18 protein-coding genes are annotated in these 19,981 nt (G+C 60.0%); 12 read left to right on the top strand and 6 right to left on the bottom strand.

Annotated features, from left to right (window positions below):
• Positions 1 to 317: 317 nt before the first annotated feature.
• The gene (locus tag M6G53_RS03510; protein ID WP_060421380.1) at positions 318 to 854 is read right to left on the bottom strand and encodes a DUF924 family protein; all 537 of its coding nucleotides are present in this window, start codon (positions 852 to 854) and stop codon (positions 318 to 320) included.
• A 157-nt stretch (positions 855 to 1,011) separates the two neighbouring features.
• Between M6G53_RS03510 and moeA the strand changes: the two genes are divergently transcribed.
• Together moeA and moeB are read left to right on the top strand one after the other, a co-directional pair.
• Complete coding sequence (moeA, locus tag M6G53_RS03515) at positions 1,012 to 2,250, top strand: molybdopterin molybdotransferase MoeA (RefSeq protein ID WP_253328965.1); 1,239 nt, start codon at positions 1,012 to 1,014, stop codon at positions 2,248 to 2,250.
• 2 nt (positions 2,251 to 2,252) lie between these two features.
• Positions 2,253 to 3,008 (top strand): molybdopterin-synthase adenylyltransferase MoeB, encoded by a 756-nt coding sequence (gene moeB / locus M6G53_RS03520; protein WP_253328967.1) that lies wholly within the window; start codon positions 2,253 to 2,255, stop codon positions 3,006 to 3,008.
• A 51-nt stretch (positions 3,009 to 3,059) separates the two neighbouring features.
• Here the strand turns inward: moeB and M6G53_RS03525 are convergent, their stop codons facing one another.
• Positions 3,060 to 4,652, bottom strand: a complete 1,593-nt coding sequence (locus M6G53_RS03525; RefSeq protein WP_033637709.1) for an ABC-F family ATPase — start codon at positions 4,650 to 4,652, stop codon at positions 3,060 to 3,062.
• A 694-nt stretch (positions 4,653 to 5,346) separates the two neighbouring features.
• Here M6G53_RS03525 and M6G53_RS03530 point away from each other — a divergent pair.
• Positions 5,347 to 6,651 (top strand): MFS transporter, encoded by a 1,305-nt coding sequence (locus M6G53_RS03530; protein ID WP_253328969.1) that lies wholly within the window; start codon positions 5,347 to 5,349, stop codon positions 6,649 to 6,651.
• A 339-nt stretch (positions 6,652 to 6,990) separates the two neighbouring features.
• Positions 6,991 to 7,422 carry a hypothetical protein gene (locus M6G53_RS03535; RefSeq protein ID WP_253328970.1) on the top strand — a complete coding sequence of 144 codons (432 nt, stop codon included), beginning with the start codon at positions 6,991 to 6,993 and terminating at the stop codon, positions 7,420 to 7,422.
• Here the strand turns inward: M6G53_RS03535 and cynR are convergent.
• Complete coding sequence (gene cynR / locus M6G53_RS03540; protein WP_253328972.1) at positions 7,346 to 8,296, bottom strand: transcriptional regulator CynR; 951 nt, start codon at positions 8,294 to 8,296, stop codon at positions 7,346 to 7,348. The two genes, M6G53_RS03535 and cynR, sit on opposite strands and share 77 nt — an antisense overlap.
• A 114-nt stretch (positions 8,297 to 8,410) precedes the next feature.
• On the opposite strand from cynR, the gene M6G53_RS03545 reads away from it, so the two are divergent.
• The 8 genes from M6G53_RS03545 to M6G53_RS03580 all read left to right on the top strand — a co-directional run bounded on the left by M6G53_RS03545 (position 8,411) and on the right by M6G53_RS03580 (position 15,521).
• Positions 8,411 to 9,064 carry a carbonic anhydrase gene (locus tag M6G53_RS03545; RefSeq protein WP_253328974.1) on the top strand — a complete coding sequence of 218 codons (654 nt, stop codon included), beginning with the start codon at positions 8,411 to 8,413 and terminating at the stop codon, positions 9,062 to 9,064.
• Positions 9,065 to 9,083: 19 nt separating this feature from the next.
• Positions 9,084 to 9,554, top strand: a complete 471-nt coding sequence (gene cynS, locus M6G53_RS03550) for a cyanase (protein ID WP_253328975.1) — start codon at positions 9,084 to 9,086, stop codon at positions 9,552 to 9,554.
• A 233-nt stretch (positions 9,555 to 9,787) separates the two neighbouring features.
• Complete coding sequence (locus tag M6G53_RS03555; RefSeq protein ID WP_004939031.1) at positions 9,788 to 10,045, top strand: YjhX family toxin; 258 nt, start codon at positions 9,788 to 9,790, stop codon at positions 10,043 to 10,045.
• Between the two features lie 62 nt (positions 10,046 to 10,107).
• A complete protein-coding gene (locus M6G53_RS25655; RefSeq protein ID WP_253328977.1) occupies positions 10,108 to 10,473 on the top strand; it encodes a GNAT family N-acetyltransferase in 366 nt (121 codons plus the stop codon).
• Positions 10,474 to 10,548: 75 nt separating this feature from the next.
• Complete coding sequence (locus M6G53_RS03565; RefSeq protein WP_253328979.1) at positions 10,549 to 11,256, top strand: glutathione S-transferase N-terminal domain-containing protein; 708 nt, start codon at positions 10,549 to 10,551, stop codon at positions 11,254 to 11,256.
• Positions 11,257 to 11,385: 129 nt separating this feature from the next.
• Positions 11,386 to 12,813: an alkaline phosphatase gene (gene phoA, locus M6G53_RS03570; RefSeq protein WP_253328981.1), complete on the top strand. Its 1,428-nt coding sequence runs from the start codon at positions 11,386 to 11,388 to the stop codon at positions 12,811 to 12,813.
• Positions 12,814 to 13,274: 461 nt separating this feature from the next.
• Positions 13,275 to 14,855 carry a malate:quinone oxidoreductase gene (locus M6G53_RS03575; RefSeq protein WP_197766575.1) on the top strand — a complete coding sequence of 527 codons (1,581 nt, stop codon included), beginning with the start codon at positions 13,275 to 13,277 and terminating at the stop codon, positions 14,853 to 14,855.
• A gap of 207 nt (positions 14,856 to 15,062) precedes the next feature.
• Positions 15,063 to 15,521: a helix-turn-helix domain-containing protein gene (locus M6G53_RS03580; RefSeq protein WP_074054702.1), complete on the top strand. Its 459-nt coding sequence runs from the start codon at positions 15,063 to 15,065 to the stop codon at positions 15,519 to 15,521.
• 73 nt (positions 15,522 to 15,594) lie between these two features.
• Here the strand turns inward: M6G53_RS03580 and M6G53_RS03585 are convergent, their stop codons facing one another.
• From M6G53_RS03585 to M6G53_RS03595, 3 genes are read right to left on the bottom strand one after another with little or no spacing between them, the layout of a single operon-like run.
• Positions 15,595 to 16,662, bottom strand: a complete 1,068-nt coding sequence (locus M6G53_RS03585) for a fimbrial protein (RefSeq protein ID WP_436286514.1) — start codon at positions 16,660 to 16,662, stop codon at positions 15,595 to 15,597.
• 14 nt (positions 16,663 to 16,676) lie between these two features.
• The gene (locus M6G53_RS03590) at positions 16,677 to 19,271 is read right to left on the bottom strand and encodes a fimbria/pilus outer membrane usher protein (protein WP_253328985.1); all 2,595 of its coding nucleotides are present in this window, start codon (positions 19,269 to 19,271) and stop codon (positions 16,677 to 16,679) included.
• Positions 19,272 to 19,283: 12 nt separating this feature from the next.
• Entirely contained in the window at positions 19,284 to 19,970 is a 687-nt protein-coding gene (locus M6G53_RS03595; protein WP_074054705.1) for a fimbrial biogenesis chaperone, read from the bottom strand.
• Positions 19,971 to 19,981 lie beyond the last annotated feature (11 nt).

Raw genomic sequence — 19,981 nt, forward strand, 5'->3', positions numbered from 1 at the left:
TAAGCTGAGCGCGGTATCATTATTATTCAGTCTTTTTCGACTCTATTTAGTCCTGCAGTGGAAGTACAGCATAACGTCCACGCCCCGCTTTTAGCGTAGCGCGCTTAGACCGTTTCGCACCTTGAAATAGCTTATTGGAATAAAAACAGCAGGTTATAAAAAACGACAAACCGCTTATCCTGCGGCTGAGATGATTGGTAATTTCGCGTGCGGAAATAGCGGCATGGCGTAAGGAAATAAACGTTCGCGCTGAATAACGCTTATTGTGGCGCCCGGCCTGCTGTTTTTTCCCCGGCCGGGCGCAGATGATCCAACGATTAAAAGCCTGATCCAGGCTGTTGTAAAAAGGCTTCTTCTTCCGGCGTGCTGGTGCGCCCCAATATCGCATTGCGATGCGGGTAGCGGCCGAAACGATCGATGATCGCCTTATGCCGCAGCTCGAACTCCAGCTGGTCGCCGTTGTTGAGCTCGGTATACAGCACCAGCGCCTGCTGGTGGATCAGCGGCGATTCCGAATGCATGAACGGCAGATAGAGGAAGCCACGCTGCTCGCGGCTCAGCCGTTCGCACTCGCCGCTGCGGATCGCCTCCTGCGCCAGGATCAGCGCCATGCCGTCGCAGGCGAACGACTGCGGCGTGCCGCGGAACAGGTTGCGGCTGAACTGATCGAGCACGATCACCTCCGCCAGGCGCCCTTCGATGGTGTCGCGCCAGTGCGCCAGCTCCCCCGCCGCCGCTGCCCGCCAGATTTCGCCGAAACGGCTGTGCAGCAGACGATCGAAATCGTCGTCCTTTTTAAACCACATGATCGGTTCGATCTCGTCGAACCAGAACTCGATAACCTGTTTATGCATTATGATGCTCCTCTGTTTTGCAGAGTTTATACCCATTCACCCCGGCGCCGCAGTACGAAAGATGGCAAGCATAACCCGTTCTCCCCCCCGGCGTTCTCTGCCATAATACCCGCACTTTGTCGCTATTTTAGCGCACCCTGATTACGGAGTTTCCTTTATGGATCATTGCCATACTTCCGATCTCATCTCCCTGGAGCAAGCGCTGGAAAAAATGCTTGGGCAGATCGCGCCGCTGCAGCAAAGCGAATCCGTCGCCCTGACCGCCGCCGCCGGCCGCATCACCGCCGCGCCGGTGGTCTCGCCGCTCGACGTGCCGCCGTTCGCCAACTCGGCGATGGACGGCTATGCGCTGCGCCTCGCCGATCTGGCGGCCAATGCGCCGCTGCCGGTCGCCGGTAAGGCCTTCGCCGGTGCGCCGTTCGACGGCCAATGGCCGGCCAACAGCTGCGTGCGCATCATGACCGGCGCGCCGATCCCGGCCGGGGCGGACGCGGTGGTCATGCAGGAGCAGGCCGAGGTGAGCGACCAGGGCGTGCGTTTTACCGCGCCGGTTGAAGCCGGCCAGAATATCCGTCTGGCGGGTGAAGACATTCGCCGGGGCGCGAGCGTGTTGCCGGCGGGCGTGAAGCTGGGCGCCGCGCAGCTGCCGCTGCTGGCTTCGCTTGGCGTCGCCGAGGTGCAGGTAATGCGTAAGCTGAAGGTGGCAGTGTTCTCTACCGGCGACGAGCTGCAGCCGGTCGGCCAGCCGCTGCAGGCGGGCCAAATCTACGACACCAACCGTTTCGCGGTGCGCCTGATGCTGGAACAGCTGGGCTGCGAGGTGCTTGATCTCGGCATTATCCGCGACGATCGCGATGCGCTGCGCGCCGCTTTCGAACGGGCGGACAGCCAGGCCGACGTGGTGATCAGCAGCGGCGGCGTCTCGGTCGGCGAAGCCGACTACACTAAACAGATGCTCGACGAACTGGGCCAGGTCAGCTTCTGGAAGCTGGCGATCAAACCCGGCAAACCCTTCGCCTTCGGCAAGCTGGGCCACGCCTGGTTCTGCGGCCTGCCGGGCAACCCGGTTTCCGCCGCCCTGACCTTCTACCAGCTGGTGCAGCCGCTGCTGGCGAAGCTGGCCGGCCACAGCGACTGGCGCCTGCCGCCGCGCCTGCGGGCGCGCGCCTTGACGCCGCTGAAGAAATCGCCGGGCCGCCTCGATTTCCAGCGCGGCGTGTTCAGCAGCAACGCCGCGGGCGAACTGGAGGTCAGCACCACCGGCCACCAGGGCTCGCACGTCTTCAGCTCCTACAGCCAGGGCAACTGTTTCATCGTGCTGGAGCGCGAACGCGGTTCGGTGGCGGTAGGCGAAACGGTGGAGATCGAGCCGTTCAACGCCCTGTTAAGGAGCTGAGCATGCTGCCGGAATTGACCGACGCCGAAGCGCTGCGCTACAACCGCCAGATCGTGCTGCGCGGCTTTGACTTCGACGGCCAGGAGAAGCTGAAGGCCGCCCGCGTGCTGATCGCCGGGCTGGGCGGGCTGGGCTGCGCCGCCGCGCCTTACCTGGCGGCGGCCGGCGTCGGCCATCTGGTGCTGGTGGATTTCGACACCGTCTCGCTCTCCAACCTGCAGCGCCAGATCCTGCACCGCGACGATCGCATCGGCCAGAGCAAAGTCGCCTCCGCCAGGCAGGAACTGAGCGCCATCAACCCGCATATCCGCATCGACGCGATCGACGGCCGTTTGGAAGATGAGGCGGTTGCGGCAGAGATCGCCGCCTGCGATCTGGTGCTGGACTGCACCGACAACGTGGCGGCGCGCGACGCCCTGAACCGCCTGTGCCACGCGCAGCAGAGGCCGCTGGTTTCCGGCGCGGCGATCCGCATGGAGGGCCAGCTCAGCGTGTTCACCTATCAGCCGGGCGAGCCCTGCTACCGCTGCCTGAGCCGGCTGTTCGGCGACAGCGCCCTCACCTGCGTCGAAGCGGGCGTGATGGCGCCGCTGGTCGGCACCATCGGCACCCTGCAGGCGATGGAAGCCATCAAGCTGCTGGCCGACTATGGTCAGCCGCTGCGCGGCAAGCTGTTGATGTTCGATGCGATGAGCATGCAGTTCCGTGAGATGAAGCTGCCGAAGGATCCGCACTGCGAGGTGTGCGGCGGGAAATGACGGATAAAAAAAGGGCGGGATAATGCCCGCCCTGATGCGTTGCCGCGAGGGTTACACGATGCCCTGGCTGCGCAGATAGTCTTCGTAGTTGCCGGTAAAGTCGATCACCTTGTTCGGGGTGATTTCCAGAATGCGCGTCGCCAGCGAGCTGACGAACTCACGGTCGTGGGAGACGAAGATCAGCGTGCCTTCGTACATCTCCAGCGCCATGTTCAGCGATTCGATGGATTCCATATCCAGGTGGTTGGTCGGTTCGTCCATCACCAGAATATTCGGGCGCTGCATCATCAGCTTGCCGAACAGCATGCGGCCCTTCTCACCACCGGACAGCACCTTCACTTTCTTCTTGATGTCGTCCTGGCTGAACAGCAAACGGCCCAGCACGCTGCGCACCGCCTGCTCGTCGTCTTTTTCCTGCTTCCACTGGCTCATCCAGTCGAACACGGTCAGGGTATCGTCGAACTCGTATTCGTGATCCTGCGCGTAGTAACCGATGCGGGCGTTTTCCGACCACTTCACGGTGCCGCTGTCCGGCTGTGCGTCGCCCACCAGCGTTTTCAGCAGGGTGGTTTTACCGATGCCGTTGGCACCCAGCACCGCAACCTTCTCTCCCACTTCCACCATCAGGTTCAGCTTGCTGAACAGCGGGCCGTTGTCGAAGCCCTTGGTGAGCGCTTCCACTTCCAGCGCGTTACGGAACAGCTTCTTGTCCTGATCGAAACGGATGAACGGGTTCTGGCGGCTGGAGGCCTTCACTTCTTCCAGCTGGATCTTGTCGATCTGGCGGGCGCGCGAGGTGGCCTGCTTGGATTTGGAGGCGTTGGCGCTGAAGCGGCTGACGAACGATTGCAGCTCGTTGATCTGCGCCTTCTTCTTGGCATTGTCGGCCAGCAGACGCTCACGCGCCTGGGTGGCGGCGGTCATGTATTCGTCGTAGTTGCCCGGATAAACGCGCAGTTCGCCGTAGTCCAGATCCGCCATGTGGGTGCAGACCATGTTCAGGAAGTGACGGTCGTGCGAGATGATGATCATGGTGCTGTTGCGTTCGTTCAGCACCTGCTCCAGCCAGCGAATGGTATCGATGTCCAGGTTGTTGGTCGGTTCGTCGAGCAGCAGGATTTCCGGATCGGAGAACAGCGCCTGCGCCAGCAACACGCGCAGCTTCCAGCCCGGCGCGATTTCGCTCATCGGGCCGTAGTGCTGTTCCACCGGAATACCGACGCCAAGCAGCAGTTCGCCGGCGCGCGCTTCAGCGGTGTAACCGTCCATCTCGCCGTAAGCGACTTCCAGATCGGCCACTTTATAGCCGTCTTCTTCGCTCATCTCCGCCATGGCGTAGATGCGGTCGCGCTCTTCCTTCACCGCCCACAGTTCGGTGTGGCCCATGATCACGGTGTCCAGCACGCTGTATTGTTCGAAGGCGAACTGATCCTGACGCAGTTTACCCAGGCGCTCGTTCGGATCGAGGAACACGTTGCCGCCGGTTGGCGCCAAATCGCCGCCGAGGATTTTCATAAAGGTGGACTTGCCGCAGCCGTTGGCGCCGATCAGGCCATAACGGTTGCCGCCGCCGAATTTAACAGAGATGTTTTCAAACAACGGCTTGCTGCCGAACTGCATGGTGATGTTGTTGGTGCTTAACACAGCGCTCGCTCTTTATATGCATAGGGAATGTGATTTGGCGCGCATTATGCCACAACGGGGTGCAGAGATCGCGGGAAGTTTTGGTGACATTTTGAGCGGTGGCAGCGCATGAGTCATACCTGCGTTGAATAACGCCGATGAAAGTCACGGGAGGAATTCACGCAACCGGGCGTGCAATAGTTGCAACCAATTCACCAAATATATTAATTCACTTTTTTAATTAAAATGGAAAATGAAATTTATTCTCGCCAGATACCGTCACTGATACGAATAAATCGCGCAAGATCACCTCTTGGAAATCATTAATACAGTCAACACACGTCTATTTAACTCTATTTATTGCCGACTCTCGCCACATATTCTGCTTTACGCGACATTTTGTGACCGCCTTCTTAAATGTCTGGGATTTTTAGATGATTAATGCGTTGTAGCTCACTAAAACGGCACTGCCTATTTTTGCCACCCTAAGATAAAAATCAAACAAAGACGATTTAATACATTAAGATAGAAAAATCAAACCTCCATTCGTCCGTTAGCTGTACTCTTATTGCATATGATTGTACATACAAGTATATGTAAAAGTGACATTGCCATTTTGTTGGCGTTTTGGAGCACGATGATCGTCGCCCCGGATAACGCCACTCTGGCCAGAAAATAATAACAACACACTGTCCACCTATCGCGAGAGATAACGATGAACGCTGCTGAAAACACATTGCCCAAAAGCCAAACGGCGGAGAAAGGCGCGGTAAATTACAAAGTGATTGTCGGCGCCAGCCTGGGCAACGGCCTGGAGATTTTCGACTTCACCGTATACAGCTTCTTTGCCGCCATTATCGGCAAACTCTATTTTCCCAGCGACAGCGCCTACGGCTCTTTATTGATGTCGGTCGCGGTGTTCGGCGTCGGCTTTATCATGCGCCCGCTGGGCAGTATGGTGCTGGGCGCCTATGCCGACCGGGTCGGCCGCAAGGCCGCCATGCTGGTGACCATCATGCTGATGGGCATCGGCACCGCCCTGATCGCCTTCGCGCCGACCCATGCGCAAATCGGCGTTCTGGCGCCGCTGCTGATCGTGGTCGGCCGCCTGATTCAGGGCTTCGCCGCCGGCGGTGAAGTGGGCTCGGCCACCACGCTGCTGCTGGAATCGGCCGGGGCCAACCAGCGTGGCTTTTTCGTCAGCTGGCAGGCGATCAGCCAGGGCGTCAGCGCCCTGCTCGGCGCCTCTTGCGGGCTGGCGCTCACCTATTTTCTGCCGGAAGAGGCGCTGTATGCCTGGGGCTGGCGCGTGCCGTTCATCATCGGCCTGCTGATCATTCCCGTCGGCGTGTATATCCGTAAGCATCTGGAAGAGACCTACAGCGGCGAGCAGCCGGATCACGCGCGGCAGCCGCTTAACCCGGTGTGGGATCTGGTGCGCAACCATGCCAAAGATCTGCTGCTGGGGGTGCTGGTCATCATGTCCGGCACCGTGATGGTCTACGTGGTGCTGCTGTACATGCCGACCTACATGATGCAGACCTATCACATCGCCGGCCCGACCGCCTATCTCTTCAGCTGCATCGCCTCCGTGGTGCAGATCGTGGCGGTCTACTACGCCGGGCGCTATGTCGATCGGATCCAGAATTACAAAAGGCCGCTGCTGTTCTCGATCTTTACATCGCTGATCCTGATTTACCCAACCTTCTGGTTCCTCGGCGCCACGCAAACCCTGTGGCTGGCGATCGTCTTCCGCATCCTGCTGATCGGCGCGCTGGGGATCAACATGCTGGCCAGCACCATGCTGATCGTCTCGGCGCTGCCGCGCCACGTACGCGCCACCGGCACCTCGATGATTTACGCCTTCGGCGTGACGCTGTTCGGCGGCTCGGCGCAGCTGATCGTCACCTGGCTGCTGGAGACCAGCGGCAACCCGCTGGCGCCGGCGTGGTACGTAACCGGCATGCTGACCGTTAGCCTGCTCGCTACCCTGCTGTTCCGCGAACGCCACACCGAGTAAGGGCCTGCGGGTGGCCGGCCAGTGCAGGTGTTTTTCCAGCCGCGCACGCATGTTCGCCACCACCCGCGTCCTCTCTCTGGCGCCATTTTCGCGCCGCATCACATGCTCCGATCCCGCGTAATTGACTTAGGTAATGTTCGTTTTACCGACGGCCCGCAACTCACCGATCCTGTTGTCGCCCCCCTTGGCGTGATGCTGCGCAGGGTGGTGAGCTGATCGATGTTCAGCAGGCCTGTCGCCAGCCTCATTACTTCCCCCTTTTCCCTGCGGCGTTCGGTTAATTCGCCTTTTCTGGTCTACGCTTCATGCCAACCACTTTGCTGACAGGGAAGCGCTACCATGCCACACCTCTATAACACCGCACTGCTGATCGGCGCCGCGCTGAGCGCCATCGCCGCCCTGCTGCATATCTGGGTGATCGCCGCCGGGCCGCGCGGCTATCGGCTATGCGGCGCCGGCGATCGCTTCATTAAGGCGGCGGAAGCGGGTAAAAAATTCCCGGCAATCGTCACCGCCGGTATCGCGCTGATGCTGTTTATTTGGTCGCTGTATGCGCTTTCCGGCGCAGGCCTGATCGCGCCGCTGCCGCTGCTGCGGCCCGCGCTGTTTATCATCACCTTTATCTACCTGCTGCGCGGCGTCGCCGGCCCGTTCGCTCTGCGCGATACCGGCCGCAGCCAGCGCTTCATCGTCGTCAGCTCGCTGATTTGCCTCGGCTTCGGGCTGGTGCATCTGCTGGGGATGACGCAGCGCTGGGGCGCGTTGGCGTAACGCCCTGTTCCTGCAATACGGCAATAAACGCCTGCGCGGCGGCGCTGCGGTAAGCGCCTTTGCGCTGCAGCCACACCGCCTGCCGCACCGGCATGGCGTTGGCCAGTGCCACTTTTTTCAACTGCCGGTGCTCGCGCGCAATGGCGGCCGGCAGCAGCGTGGCGAGCTGCCCGCGCCGCACGATCTCGACGATGGCGCCCAGCGCGTTGGCCTCCACCGCCACCTGCGGCCGAAATCCCAGCTGCGTGCAGTAGCGATCGATAAACTGGCGCGTGGCGAAGTCGCCGCTCAGCAAAGCCAGCGGCAGATGTTGCCACTCCGCCAACGTCAGCGGCCGGCGATGAGACGCCAGGGGATGGTCGGCGCCGACCATCAGCTCCAGCGTCTCGCAGAACAACGCCGCCGCTTCCACCTCCGCCGACTGCGCCATCTCGAAGGCGATCCCCAGATCCAGCCGATCCTGCGCCAGCAGCGCCTCAATTCGCTCTTGCGCCATCTCCTCAATGCTCAGGGTAATCCCGGGATAGCGGCGGTAGAACGCATCGATCGCCGGCCCCACCAGATAGGCGGTGAAGGTCGGCGTCATGGCCAGCCGCAAATGGCCGCGCGCCAGCGTCGCCACGTCATGGATCGCCCGCGCGCCGGCGTCCAGATCTTGCAGCGCCAGCCGCGCATAGCGCATCCACGCCTCACCGGCGTCGGTCAGGCGCACGGCTCTGCCGCTGCGATCGAACAGCGGCGCCCCCAGTGTGTCTTCCAGCTGCTTGATCTGTTGAGACAGCGTCGGTTGCGAGACGTGCAGCGCTTCGGCGGCGCGGGTGAAGTTGCCCTGTTCGGCAACGGCCAGAAAATAACGGATGTGTCGCAGCAGCATAGCGCCCCAGCTATTAGTAAAACCTATAGCCAGCATTATAAATGGGTCTTAGACCCTATAGCCAGCAGCGTTCATCATGCCGCCATCGCATAACGACACCCAATGGAGAAACGGATGAAAGAGGTGATTGAAGGCTTCCTGAAGTTCCAGCGCGAAGCCTTTGTTGAACGCACGGCGCTGTTTCAGCAGTTGGCGACCCGCCAAAACCCGCGCACCCTGTTTATCTCATGTTCCGACAGCCGCCTGGTGCCGGAGCTGGTCACCCAGCGCGAGCCGGGGGATCTGTTCGTGATCCGCAACGCCGGTAACATCGTGCCTTCTTTCGGCCCAGAACCCGGCGGGGTTACCGCCTCGGTCGAGTACGCCGTCGCAGCGCTGGGCGTGGAGGATATCGTGATCTGCGGCCATTCCGACTGCGGCGCGATGACCGCCATCGCCACCTGCCAGTGTCTGGAGCACCTGCCGACGGTCGCCGGCTGGCTGCGTTACGCCGATTCCGCCAAGGCGGTCAATCAGGCTTATCCGCACGCCTCCGACGAGGCCCGGGTCGCGTCGATGGTGCGCGAAAACGTCATCGCCCAGCTCAACAACATCAAAACGCACCCTTCCGTCGCCCTGGCACTGGATCAGCGCCGCCTGACGCTGCACGGCTGGGTCTATGACATCGCCAGCGGCGCTATCGAGGCGCTGGACGGCGAAACCCGCCGCTTCGTGCCGCTCGCCACCCATCCCGACGTGACCGCCACCCCGGCGATCGCCCGTTTTTAAGTCAACAAAAGGAGCTAACATGACACACTCTCTGCATAACGCCGCCCCGCGCGAAGCGCTCACCGACACCATCATGGCCGCCAAGATCCGCCATAACCTGACGTTCGAAGCGCTGGCCGAGGGCACCGGTCTCAGCCTGGCGTTCGTCACCGCCGCGCTGCTGGGGCAGCATGCGCTGCCGGAACCGGCGGCGCGCACGGTAGCGGCCAAGCTGGGGTTGGACGAAGAAGCAGTGCGGCTGCTGCAAACCATCCCGCTGCGCGGCAGCATTCCCGGCGGCGTGCCGACCGATCCGACCATTTATCGCTTCTATGAAATGCTGCAGGTTTACGGCTCCACGCTGAAAGCGCTGGTGCACGAGCAGTTCGGCGACGGCATCATCAGCGCCATCAACTTCAAGCTGGATATCAAAAAGGTCGCCGATCCGGAAGGCGGCGAACGCGCGGTGATCACCCTGGACGGCAAATACCTGCCGACCAAGCCTTTCTGATTGCCCTTTCGCCGGCGGCCCGCGCCGCCGGCAAATTGACAGCCAACCGGCCATTGGCTACATTAACTGCGCTGAAACGCCGCCATGGCGTTTTTCACTGCCCGAGGCCTGTATGTTGGAGATTGTAACCACCCGATAGTCGCTTCCTTGCCGTATGGCGAGGGACTCTGACGTATCCGACGCGCGTTTGCGCGGGGATGCGCGTATCTGGGGTTATTACAGGATCTCCCAACATGAACATTTCCAAAGCGGAACAACGCGTGCTGCACGTGTTGGCCAAAGGCGGCTATATCGCCTTCACCCGCAACGACGCCGGTCGCGTCACCCACGTCGAATGCTACACCCGCGAAGGGCTCGGCCTGGCCGACTGCTCGCTGGCCGTCTTCACCAAACTCAAAACCAAACGCCTGATCCTCTCTCGCCAGGGGCGCCCTTATCGCGTCACCTTCGCCGGGCTCAAGGCCGTGCGGGCGCAGCTGGATAACCGTTAATCATCGATACCGGCCGGGCAGGCAGCCCGGTCGGCTCAGCCTCATTTAATCAGGATACAACCATGAACATCACTTTACGCCACGAAACGCCGGCCGACGTCGACGCCATCGCCACCCTGACCGACGCCGCGTTCCTGCATGCCGAACACAGCAGCCACACCGAGCAGTTTATCGTCAACGCGCTGCGTGCAGCAGGCGCTCTCACCCTGTCGCTGGTCGCTGAGCACAATGGCACACCGATCGGGCACGCATCCGTCTCGCCGGTCATACTCAGCAACGGCACCGCCGGTTGGTACGGGCTGGCGCCGGTGTCGGTGCTGCCGGCCAGTCAGAGCCGGGGGATCGTCCGCCGGCTCGACAGCCGCGAGCTGCAGCTGACCCCCGCCGGTAAAAAAGCGCTGGCCGCACATTTTGAGCTCACGGTGTAACCCGGCGGCGGGGTAGTTTTACTGCAATACTCAAGGGGTATGCTTAAGCGCCCCCCGCCAACCCGAGGAGTTTCCATGCTCGATTCCACCCAATTCCCGATCGTCAAACGCTGGCCGGCTCAGCATCCGGAACGGCTACAGCTCTATTCCCTGCCGACGCCGAACGGCGTCAAGGTGTCTATCATGCTGGAAGAGATCGGCTTGCCCTATGAGGCGCACCTGATCGACATTGGCAGCAACGAAACCTGGACGCCGGAATTCCTGGCGCTGAACCCGAACGGCAAGATCCCGGCGATCATCGATCCCGATGGCCCCGGCGGCCGGCCGCTGGCGCTGTTCGAATCCGGTGCCATTCTGCTCTACCTGGCGGAAAAGAGCGGCCATTTCCTGCCGCAGGATCCGGCGCAGCGTTACGAAACCATTCAATGGGTGTTCTTCCAGATGGCCGCCGTCGGGCCGATGTTCGGCCAGCTCGGTTTCTTCCACAAATTCGCCGGGCGCGAGTATGAAGACAAACGGCCGCTGGAGCGCTACAAAAACGAATCGAAACGCCTGCTCGGCGTGCTGGAAACGCGCCTTGAAGGACGCAACTGGATCATGGGCGCGGACTACACCATCGCCGATATTTCGCTGCTGGGCTGGGTGCGCAACCTGATTGGCTTCTATGAGGCGCGCGAGCTGGTGGAGTTCGACAGTTTCCCGCGCGTCGCGCAGTGGCTGGAGCGCGGCCTGGCGCGGCCGGCGGTGCAGCGTGGGCTGGCTATCCCGGCGCGCGCGGCCTGACGCCAAGCGGGGTGGCCGCCAGGCCATCCCGCCTTTCGCTGTCATAAAATTGTCATCCCTCTGCTCTACTCTCCTTACGTAACAATTTGATGTTATTTACATTGTTGTATTACGACAAGGAGCTTACCCATGCAACCTGCTGTATCCCTGATCGCCGGCGCCGTGCTGTCCGCCCTGCTCTGTTCCTCCGCCATCGCGGCGGAAACCTCGGCCAATGCCGATGGCCTGACCGAACGCGCCGCGCGCGGCAACCTCACCGAACCGGGCGGCGCCCGTCGCCTGGCCGGCGATCAGACCGCCGCGCTGAAGGCGTCGCTGTCGGACAAAACGGTGAAAAACGTGATCCTGCTGATCGGCGACGGCATGGGGAATTCCGAGATCACCGCCGCGCGCAACTACGCCGAGGGCGCAGGCGGTTACTTCAAGGGCATCGACGCCCTGCCGCTGACCGGGCAATACACCCATTACTCGCTGGACAAGAAAACCCACAAGCCGGATTACGTGACCGACTCCGCCGCCTCCGCCACCGCCTGGGCCACCGGGGTGAAAACCTATAACGGCGCGCTCGGCGTAGACGTGAACGGCAAAGACCAGCCAACGCTGCTGGAGCTCGCCAAGGCGGCCGGCAAGGCCACCGGTAACGTTTCCACCGCCGAACTGCAGGACGCCACGCCGGCGGCACTGGTGTCGCACGTCACCTCGCGCAAGTGCTACGGGCCGGAGGAAACCAGCGAGAAATGCGCCGCTAACGCGCTGGAAAACGGCGGCCGCGGCTCCATCACCGAGCAGTTGCTGAAAACCCGCGCCGACGTCACGCTGGGCGGCGGCGCGAAATCCTTCAACCAGCTGGCGAAAAGCGGCGAATGGCAAGGCAAATCGCTGAAGGAGCAGGCGGCGGCACAGGGTTATCAGTGGGTGAGCAACGCGGATGAACTGCAGGCCGTCACCCTGGCCAACCAGCAAAAACCGCTGCTGGGGCTGTTCGCCGACGGCAACATGCCGGTGCGCTGGCTGGGGCCGAAAGCCAGCTATCACGGCAACCTCGACAAACCGGCGGTGACCTGCGAAAACAACCCGGCGCGCACCGCCGCCACGCCAACGCTGGCGGCGATGACCGAAAAAGCCATCGCGCTGCTGAAAGATAACCCGAACGGTTTCTTCCTGCAGGTGGAAGGCGCGTCGATCGATAAGCAGGATCACGCCGCCAACCCGTGCGGGCAGATTGGCGAAACCGTCGATTTGGACGAAGCGGTGCAACAAGCGCTAGCCTTCGCCCGCGCCGACGGCAACACGCTGGTGATCGTCACCGCCGACCACGCGCACTCCAGCCAGATCGTCGCCGCCGACGCCAAAGCGCCGGGTCTGACCCAGACCTTGACCACCAAAGACGGCGCGCCGATGACCCTGAGCTACGGCAACTCGGAAGAAGAATCGCAGGGGCACACCGGCACCCAACTGCGCGTCGCGGCCTATGGCCCGCACGCCGCCAACGTGGTGGGGTTGACCGATCAGACCGATCTGTTCTTCACCATGCGTGATGCGATGGGCATCAAGTAACCGCCTTGTGGATCCTGGCCGTCCGTAACGGCGGCCATTTATTCTTGGTTACCGATACGTATTTGCAATTTAACCGCAATTATTGTGTGATAACGAAATAACGTTTAATTGCGCGGCAATTAACCCCTGAGAATAACGCGGTTATACGGCCTTTCTCCCCTCTCTGTTTATTCCTGCGACAACAACCGACCGATTTTTGCTTATATTCATTTTTTTTAGTTACAAAAGTAGTTTTTAACATTCTCGCAAACAATAATACCCCGCCAGTAACGTGAACCGATCAATTTGCATCCGGACGGCCTGCAATAGTTCACTTTTCGTTAAAAACCCTATTAACAAAAAGGCATTATCGCTGCCTATCGGCTCACGCCGGGCGGTCGGCTTCATTATTTTCCAGGGTAACTCCCGCTAAATTCTTTCACCTGCAATGAGTAGAATTTACACACAAGAGATTTAATTCAATGAGAAAATTACTCGTCCTGATTTTCAGTCTCAGCCTGTTTAGCGTTACGCAGCAGGCAGCGGCTGAAGAGAAGAATAAAACCGTCGACGTGGTGTTGATCGGCGGCGGCATCATGAGTGCCACCTTGGGTACCTATCTGCATGAGCTGGAGCCGACCTGGACCATCGACATGTACGAGCGCATGAATGGCGTAGCGGAAGAGAGCTCCAACGGCTGGAACAACGCCGGTACCGGCCACTCCGCCTTCAGCGAAATGAACTACACGCCGGAAAAAGCCGATGGCACCATCGACATCAGCAAGGCGGTGAAGGTCAACGAGTCTTTCGAAATCTCCCGCCAGTTCTGGTCTTATCAGGTGAAGAACGCTGTCCTGAAAGATCCGAAATCTTTCATTAACAGCGTGCCGCACATGAGCTTCGTGTGGGGCGACGACAACGTCAACTTCCTGCGTAAACGCTACGCGGCGCTGCAGCACAGCACTCTGTTCCGCGGCATGGAATACTCCGAAGATCCTGCGCAAATCAAACAGTGGGCGCCGCTGGTGATGAACGGCCGCGATCCGGCGCAGAAAATCGCCGCGACCCGCATGCCGCTGGGTACCGACGTTAACTTCGGCGTAATCACCCACCAGCTGGTTGACGCGCTGAGCACCAGCGACAAATTCAAGCTGAACCTGAGCCACGAAGTGCGCGACATCAAGCGCAACGCCGACCAGACCTGGAGCGTGACCGTTGCCGATCTGAACCGCGACGGTAAAGAAACCACCGTTAACGCCAAGTTCGTGTTCATCGGCGCCGGCGGCGCGTCCCTGACCCTGCTGCAGAAATCCGGCATCCCAGAAGCCGACGGCTACGGCGGCTTCCCGGTCGGCGGCCAGTTCCTGGTCACCACCAACCCGGCGATCGCCAACCAGCACCTGGCCAAAGTGTATGGCCTGGCCAGCGTAGGTTCGCCGCCGATGTCCGTGCCGCACCTGGATACCCGTATGCTGGACGGCAAGCGCGTGCTGCTGTTCGGGCCGTTCGCCACCTTCTCCAGCAAGTTCCTGAAGAATGGTTCGCTGTTCGATCTGCTGCACTCGCTGAGCACCTCGAACCTGATGCCGATGACCCACGTCGGGCTGGATAACTTCGATCTGGTGAAATACCTGGTCGGCCAGCTGATGATGAACGACGACGATCGCTTCGCCGCATTGAAAGAGTACTTCCCGGACGCCAAGCAGGAAGACTGGAAACTGTGGACCGCAGGCCAGCGTGTGCAGATCATCAAGAAAGACGCGGATAAAGGTGGCGTGTTGCAGTTCGGCACCGAAGTCGTCAGCTCTGAAGACGGCAGCATCGCCGCTCTGCTGGGCGCTTCGCCGGGCGCTTCCACCGCTGCGCCAATCATGCTGCACCTGATGGAAACCGTGTTCAAAGACAAAGTGGCGACGCCGGAATGGCAGAGCAAGCTGAAAGAGATCATCCCGTCCTACGGCCACAAGCTGAACGGCGATATCGAGATGACCAACAAGATCCGCGGCTACACCAGCAGCGTACTGGGTCTGAACTACATTGAAGTGAAACCGGAAACCAACTGATTTTCCACCCGTTTCCAGCTGAAAAGGCCGCTTTGTGCGGCCTTTCTTTTATCCCCCTGCCGTTCAAAGAGCATTTTTGGCCACCTTTCCCCCCCCCGGTTTACCCTTGCGTAACGGCGCACTCACGCCTATTATCAAAGCATATTCTTGGATAATTAAGCTAAGTCATTGTGACCTGAATGTCGTTTTTGCGGGAGAACTTAAACCATGGATCGCGTCAATATCATTCACGATTTACTAGACTGGATTGAAACTCATCTGGACCAGCCGCTGCTGCTGGATAACGTCGCCGCCAAGTCAGGCTACTCCAAATGGCACCTGCAGCGCATGTTCCGCAGCACCACCGGCCACGCGCTCGGCAGCTATATCCGCGAGCGGCGCCTTTCGCAGGCGGCGCAGGCGCTGCGCTCCAGCCCGCGCCCGATCCTGGATATCGCCCTGCAATACCATTTCGACTCTCAGCCTTCGTTTTCACGCGCCTTCAAGAAACAGTTTGGCAAAACCCCGGCGGTCTACCGCCGCACCACCCGCTGGGACGTCGCGGAATGGCCGGCGCAGCCGGTAGAAGTAGAGGCCGAACCGCGCCACGATGCCCCCACGCTGCCTCGCTGGTATGCCGGCAAGCCGCCGGAAGGCGTCTGCACCAGCTGGATGGGGCTGCGTTGATAAGCGCGACATAACACGCAAAAAGGGTTCAGTTCGCGAGAACTGAACCCTTTTTTACTGAAGCGACACCGGATTATTTGAAGGTGACGTCGACGTTGGCGGTGGCGTTGAACACCCCGGTCGTCGGCGTATTGGTCAGCCACTTCAGGTTAGCGATAAAGGTCTCTTTCACTTCGTTCTGCTTATCCTGCAGCACGCCACCAAAATCCACGTTGGTCTGCAATGGGATCGGCGTTTTGTTGGTGTCGCGCTGCTGCGTCAGGAAGATCGCCACGCCCGGTTTGGTGGTCGGCAGGATCTGCGTGTTATCTGACGGATCGGCATTGGTGCTGCTGAAGCTGGCCTGCAGAGACTGGCCGGCACATTCGCCGCCGCTCAGGCTGGCCTTGATATCAAACGGCACCTGCTTGGCGATAGTGCCGATTTTGGCGCTGGAGCTGGTCAGCACGCCAAAATCAACGCTGGCGCCGTTGTTGGCCAACACGGTGATCTGCGGGTTGCATTGGATCACGCGGATCTTGTCCAGCCCTTTGATATAGGCGTTAAAGTTGCCATCCTTGGTGGAGTTCAGGCCACCCACGCCGTCAATCTGGAACAGCGAAGCGCGCGCCAGCGGCGCGAAGTTGCCCGCCGGCGGCTTCACCCCGGTGGCTTTGATATACACCGAATAGGTCGCAGTCACCGCCTGCGGCGCCGCCGGACTTCTGCCGTTGGTACGGATCGTACCCGGCCCCAGATTTGGGCCGGTCGGCGTCTTGCCACTCTGCAGCAGGTTGACCGAATCATAGTCGATGCCATTGATAGAAACCCCAATGGACAACGACTTGTCCAAGGCGCCGAACGAGTTCTGCGGGTTCCAGTAAATGTAGGCGTTCTCCCCCTTCGGGTTACTGTCGGTATCCCAACAGGTAAAGGTGGAGGTAAAGTTCTGCGAACGCCAAATCAGATTGCCCGCCACAAAGTCGCTGGCGGCCAGCACGATCGGGCGGCCGACGTCGATATCCTGCGTCACGCTGCCGGTTGGCTTGCTACTGCCGGTCGAGTTGCCGAAACGGCACTGCATCGCCGCCGCCTGTTGCGCCATCGCCAACCCCGCCAGCCCCACCACCGACAGAAGTGTGTTACGTGCTAATTTGCTCAAGTTCATGGTGTACCTTACAGTTTTTGGCATTGCAGGGTCAGTTCCTGATATCCCATGGCCGCTTGTTTGTCGCCCACGTTCGCCGGGATCGGCAGTACGCATTGTTGATCGGCTTTCGGGCCCCATTTGATCGTCAGTTTTTCACCCGCTTTCACCCCGGAAACATAGGTCGCGCCGTTCAGGCCCACGGTGCCGCTGTTGCGGCCGGACTCGTTGAACACGCCGGCGCCGATGGCCGGATAACCGTTATCACCCAGACGAGCGTTAATCAGCAGGCTGACGCCCTTGAAGGTATCGAAACTCACCTTCACCACCGATTTCTCGGTCGGTACGACTTGCTTACTGGCCACCGGCACATCCAGGCCCGGGCCAAAATCTTCGGTGCGCAGCGCCACATAGTTGTAGCGATAAGCGGTGGCCGACGGTACAACCGCATAACCGAAGCGATCGATGGTCACGCCCGGCTGGTTTTCCAGACGCACGCCTTTGGCGTCTTTCGCTTCCACCAGCAAGATGGTGTTCTGCAACGGCTGCGTCAGGGTCGCGCCGCCGGAGTGCACCAGCAGGCCACCGGAGACACCCAGCCCTTCCTGACGGTATTTCGAGCTGTAGGCATAGCTACCGTCGATGTTACCGATGCTGCTGCTGTAGCCCAGGTTCAGGTTGCTGCTCTGGCCGGAGGACTGCGTATGCCCGGTGGAGACCGAGTAGTTCATGCGACGGTCGTCCAGCATGGTGCCGCTGATGCCGGTCGAGTAGCTGTCGCCGCTCTGTTTGCTGTGCGCCGCGCTGAAGTTGGCGGTGGTCGAGTTGTTGTTCTGGCCCCAATCCAGCGGGATCGACACCGTGAAGTTCACGCTGCGGTCGGAATAACCGTACTGGCCACGCGTATCCTGCAGATAAACGCCATAGGAAATACGCTTGAAGCCGTCGTTGTAGCCCAGCTGAATCGTGCGATCGTTGCCGGACATGCCCCAGTAGTTCTGGTGGCTGACGTTGGCATACAGGCTGGCACCCGCCCACAGCTGCTGGCTGAGCGACAGCTCGACGCGTTCGCGTTTGTTGCCGTAGCGCGCAGTGTATCGGGTGCGTTTCTGGTTGTTGCTCCAGGAAGGTTGGCCCGGCAGCAGATCGTTCGGATCCCAGTAATCATTGGCATAGACGCCGTTGCGCCAGCTGTTGCGTTCCTGGACCGCATCGCTGAGATCGTAGTAACCGGACGTCGCATAGCGATAGCCCGCCAACTGGAAGTTGGTGCCCATCTGGTTGAGCGACTTGGAGTACAGGAAGCGGAAGCTCTGCCCCTGCTTGCGATCGCCGTTCGCCAGCTCGGTGTCGGAGACTGAACCGTCCACGGAGATGGCGCCCCAGGCTCCCAGGCTCTTGCCGATACCCACGGCGGCGGAACGGTAATGCTCGGCGATGATGGCGCCGCCGAACGGCGTCAGGCCATAGTTCATGCCGTATGCCGCAGTGCCCTGGATCAGCTTCGGCTGATAGCCGCCGTTACCGTTGTGGTATTTACCGGCGGTCAGCTGGAAATTCCAAATGCCTTCGCGCAGCATGTTGGCCACGGAAGAGTAGGCGACGCTGAACGTTTTGTGCGAACCGTCGGCCTCGTTCACAGTGACCTGCAGGTCACCGTTGTTGGTATGCGGATAGACGTCGTGGATCTCGAAAGGACCCGGCGCGACGTTGGTGCTGTAAATGACGTAACCGTTCTGGCGGATCTCGACGCGGGCGTTGGTCGCCGCTACGCCGCGCACCACCGGCGCATAACCGCGCAGGCTGTCCGGCAGCATGTCGTCAACGCTGGAGAGTTGCACCCCGCGGAACTGGAAGCTGTTGAACACGCTGTTGTTGGTGCTCGCCTGCCCCATCACCAAACGGCTGCGCCATGGCACGATGTCGGTCTCGGCCCAGGAGGAGACGTTGGTCCAGTTGCTGCTGCTGCCGCTCTGTTTGTCCCAGGTGGAGTTGTTGCGCAGGCGCCATCTGCCCAGGTTAAGGCCACTGTTCAACGCGAGGAACATGTACTCACTGTCGTCAGCGTCATCACGGCGATAGCTGTTCTTGTTGTAGTTGAAGTTATAGTTGGCGAACAGCGCGTTGATGCCTTCATCGTACATGCTTGGCGGGATCGCACCGATCGCGCTCAGATCCATCATGGTCTGAGGTACGGAGATGTTGATCTGCTGCACCGCCGCGTCATAGCTGACGGTGGCGTCTTTAATCAACGCGGGCAGATCAACGCAGCTGCCGGCCTGCAAGGTTTCCGGCAGTTTGATGCCGTAGTTGCGCAGGTCTTCAACTCTCAGGCAGGGTTGAGACGCGGCCTGGCCTTTAACCTGACGAAAAGTAACATCCTTATGATCGACCTGAGTCAGGTTGACGTAGATGTCGAATGGGTAAACGCCCGGTTGCAAAGCATCGCCCTGGGCGACCGCTTCCGCGTTGCTCAGGTTTTCATCGCCGTGAATAAACGACATGTTAAATTCTGCCAGCGCCGATTCACTCCATAACATCGGCGCACTGGCGGCAATGATTGCAATTCGGATCAGCCTTGTCAGCCGCGTTGTTCCGCCTGCTACTTTTCGTTGATTTGCCATTCCCTGTCTCTCTTATTGTACTGGAACGTCCTTGACTTCCGTTCTACCGCCAAAATCGTTGATATAACTGAAAGCAATCTTGTTGCCGACGCTGACGCCGGCCGGGATGTTGATCGATAAGCGATCTTTCGGGTTCACCATATTGGCGTCCACATCCACGGTCTTGCCCGCGCTGTTTTTCAAGTGCAGCGCCCCAAAGGTGATATGCAGCGGGCCATCGTTAACCACTTGCAGGCGTGAACCTTCACGCTGCCAACGCAAGTTTTGCACTTGCTCGTCCAGCGTCGTTTTCAACGCCACCGGCCGGTAAAAAAGTTTGATTCGGGTACGCACCGCAACCTGAAGCACGTTTTCCTGCTTCGGCGCCGGTGGAATTTCCTGCACGTTAATCCACAGCAGGGTTTCTTTATCTTGCGGTAAACCATTACCGGAATAGATAAAGCGCAGCACCGCGGTTTTGGCGGCGTCCAATTTCAGAATCGGTGGAACGACAACGACAGGCAGATTTTTCGGCACTTGGTTTCTGTCACCAGTGTCCAGCCAGGTCTGCACCATATAAGCTTCTGAAGCATCGTTATGAATTGGCAACGAGGCGGATTTGTCGTCGCCTTTATAGATCACGCGAGTGGCATCTACCTGGATACCGGCGTAGCTGTTAAAGGCGCCCAGCATCAGCAGAGCAGCAAAGAACTTTTTCATCGGTTTCCTCA

Source organism: Serratia nevei, assembly GCF_024160145.1.
Lineage (GTDB): Bacteria > Pseudomonadota > Gammaproteobacteria > Enterobacterales > Enterobacteriaceae > Serratia > Serratia nevei_A.

Excerpts from the sequence above, each read along its gene's own strand:
- M6G53_RS25655 (WP_253328977.1), top strand. The coding sequence starts at position 10,108 with ATGAACATCACTTTACGCCACGAAACGCCGGCCGACGTCGACGCCATC.
- M6G53_RS03535 (WP_253328970.1), top strand. The coding sequence starts at position 6,991 with ATGCCACACCTCTATAACACCGCACTGCTGATCGGCGCCGCGCTGAGC.
- M6G53_RS03530 (WP_253328969.1), top strand. The coding sequence starts at position 5,347 with ATGAACGCTGCTGAAAACACATTGCCCAAAAGCCAAACGGCGGAGAAA.
- cynS (WP_253328975.1), top strand. The coding sequence starts at position 9,084 with ATGACACACTCTCTGCATAACGCCGCCCCGCGCGAAGCGCTCACCGAC.
- M6G53_RS03590 (WP_253328985.1), bottom strand. The coding sequence starts at position 19,271 with ATGGCAAATCAACGAAAAGTAGCAGGCGGAACAACGCGGCTGACAAGG.
- M6G53_RS03580 (WP_074054702.1), top strand. The coding sequence starts at position 15,063 with ATGGATCGCGTCAATATCATTCACGATTTACTAGACTGGATTGAAACT.
- moeA (WP_253328965.1), top strand. The coding sequence starts at position 1,012 with ATGGATCATTGCCATACTTCCGATCTCATCTCCCTGGAGCAAGCGCTG.
- phoA (WP_253328981.1), top strand. The coding sequence starts at position 11,386 with ATGCAACCTGCTGTATCCCTGATCGCCGGCGCCGTGCTGTCCGCCCTG.
- cynR (WP_253328972.1), bottom strand. The coding sequence starts at position 8,296 with ATGCTGCTGCGACACATCCGTTATTTTCTGGCCGTTGCCGAACAGGGC.
- M6G53_RS03545 (WP_253328974.1), top strand. The coding sequence starts at position 8,411 with ATGAAAGAGGTGATTGAAGGCTTCCTGAAGTTCCAGCGCGAAGCCTTT.
- M6G53_RS03555 (WP_004939031.1), top strand. The coding sequence starts at position 9,788 with ATGAACATTTCCAAAGCGGAACAACGCGTGCTGCACGTGTTGGCCAAA.
- moeB (WP_253328967.1), top strand. The coding sequence starts at position 2,253 with ATGCTGCCGGAATTGACCGACGCCGAAGCGCTGCGCTACAACCGCCAG.
- M6G53_RS03510 (WP_060421380.1), bottom strand. The coding sequence starts at position 854 with ATGCATAAACAGGTTATCGAGTTCTGGTTCGACGAGATCGAACCGATC.
- M6G53_RS03595 (WP_074054705.1), bottom strand. The coding sequence starts at position 19,970 with ATGAAAAAGTTCTTTGCTGCTCTGCTGATGCTGGGCGCCTTTAACAGC.
- M6G53_RS03565 (WP_253328979.1), top strand. The coding sequence starts at position 10,549 with ATGCTCGATTCCACCCAATTCCCGATCGTCAAACGCTGGCCGGCTCAG.
- M6G53_RS03575 (WP_197766575.1), top strand. The coding sequence starts at position 13,275 with ATGAGAAAATTACTCGTCCTGATTTTCAGTCTCAGCCTGTTTAGCGTT.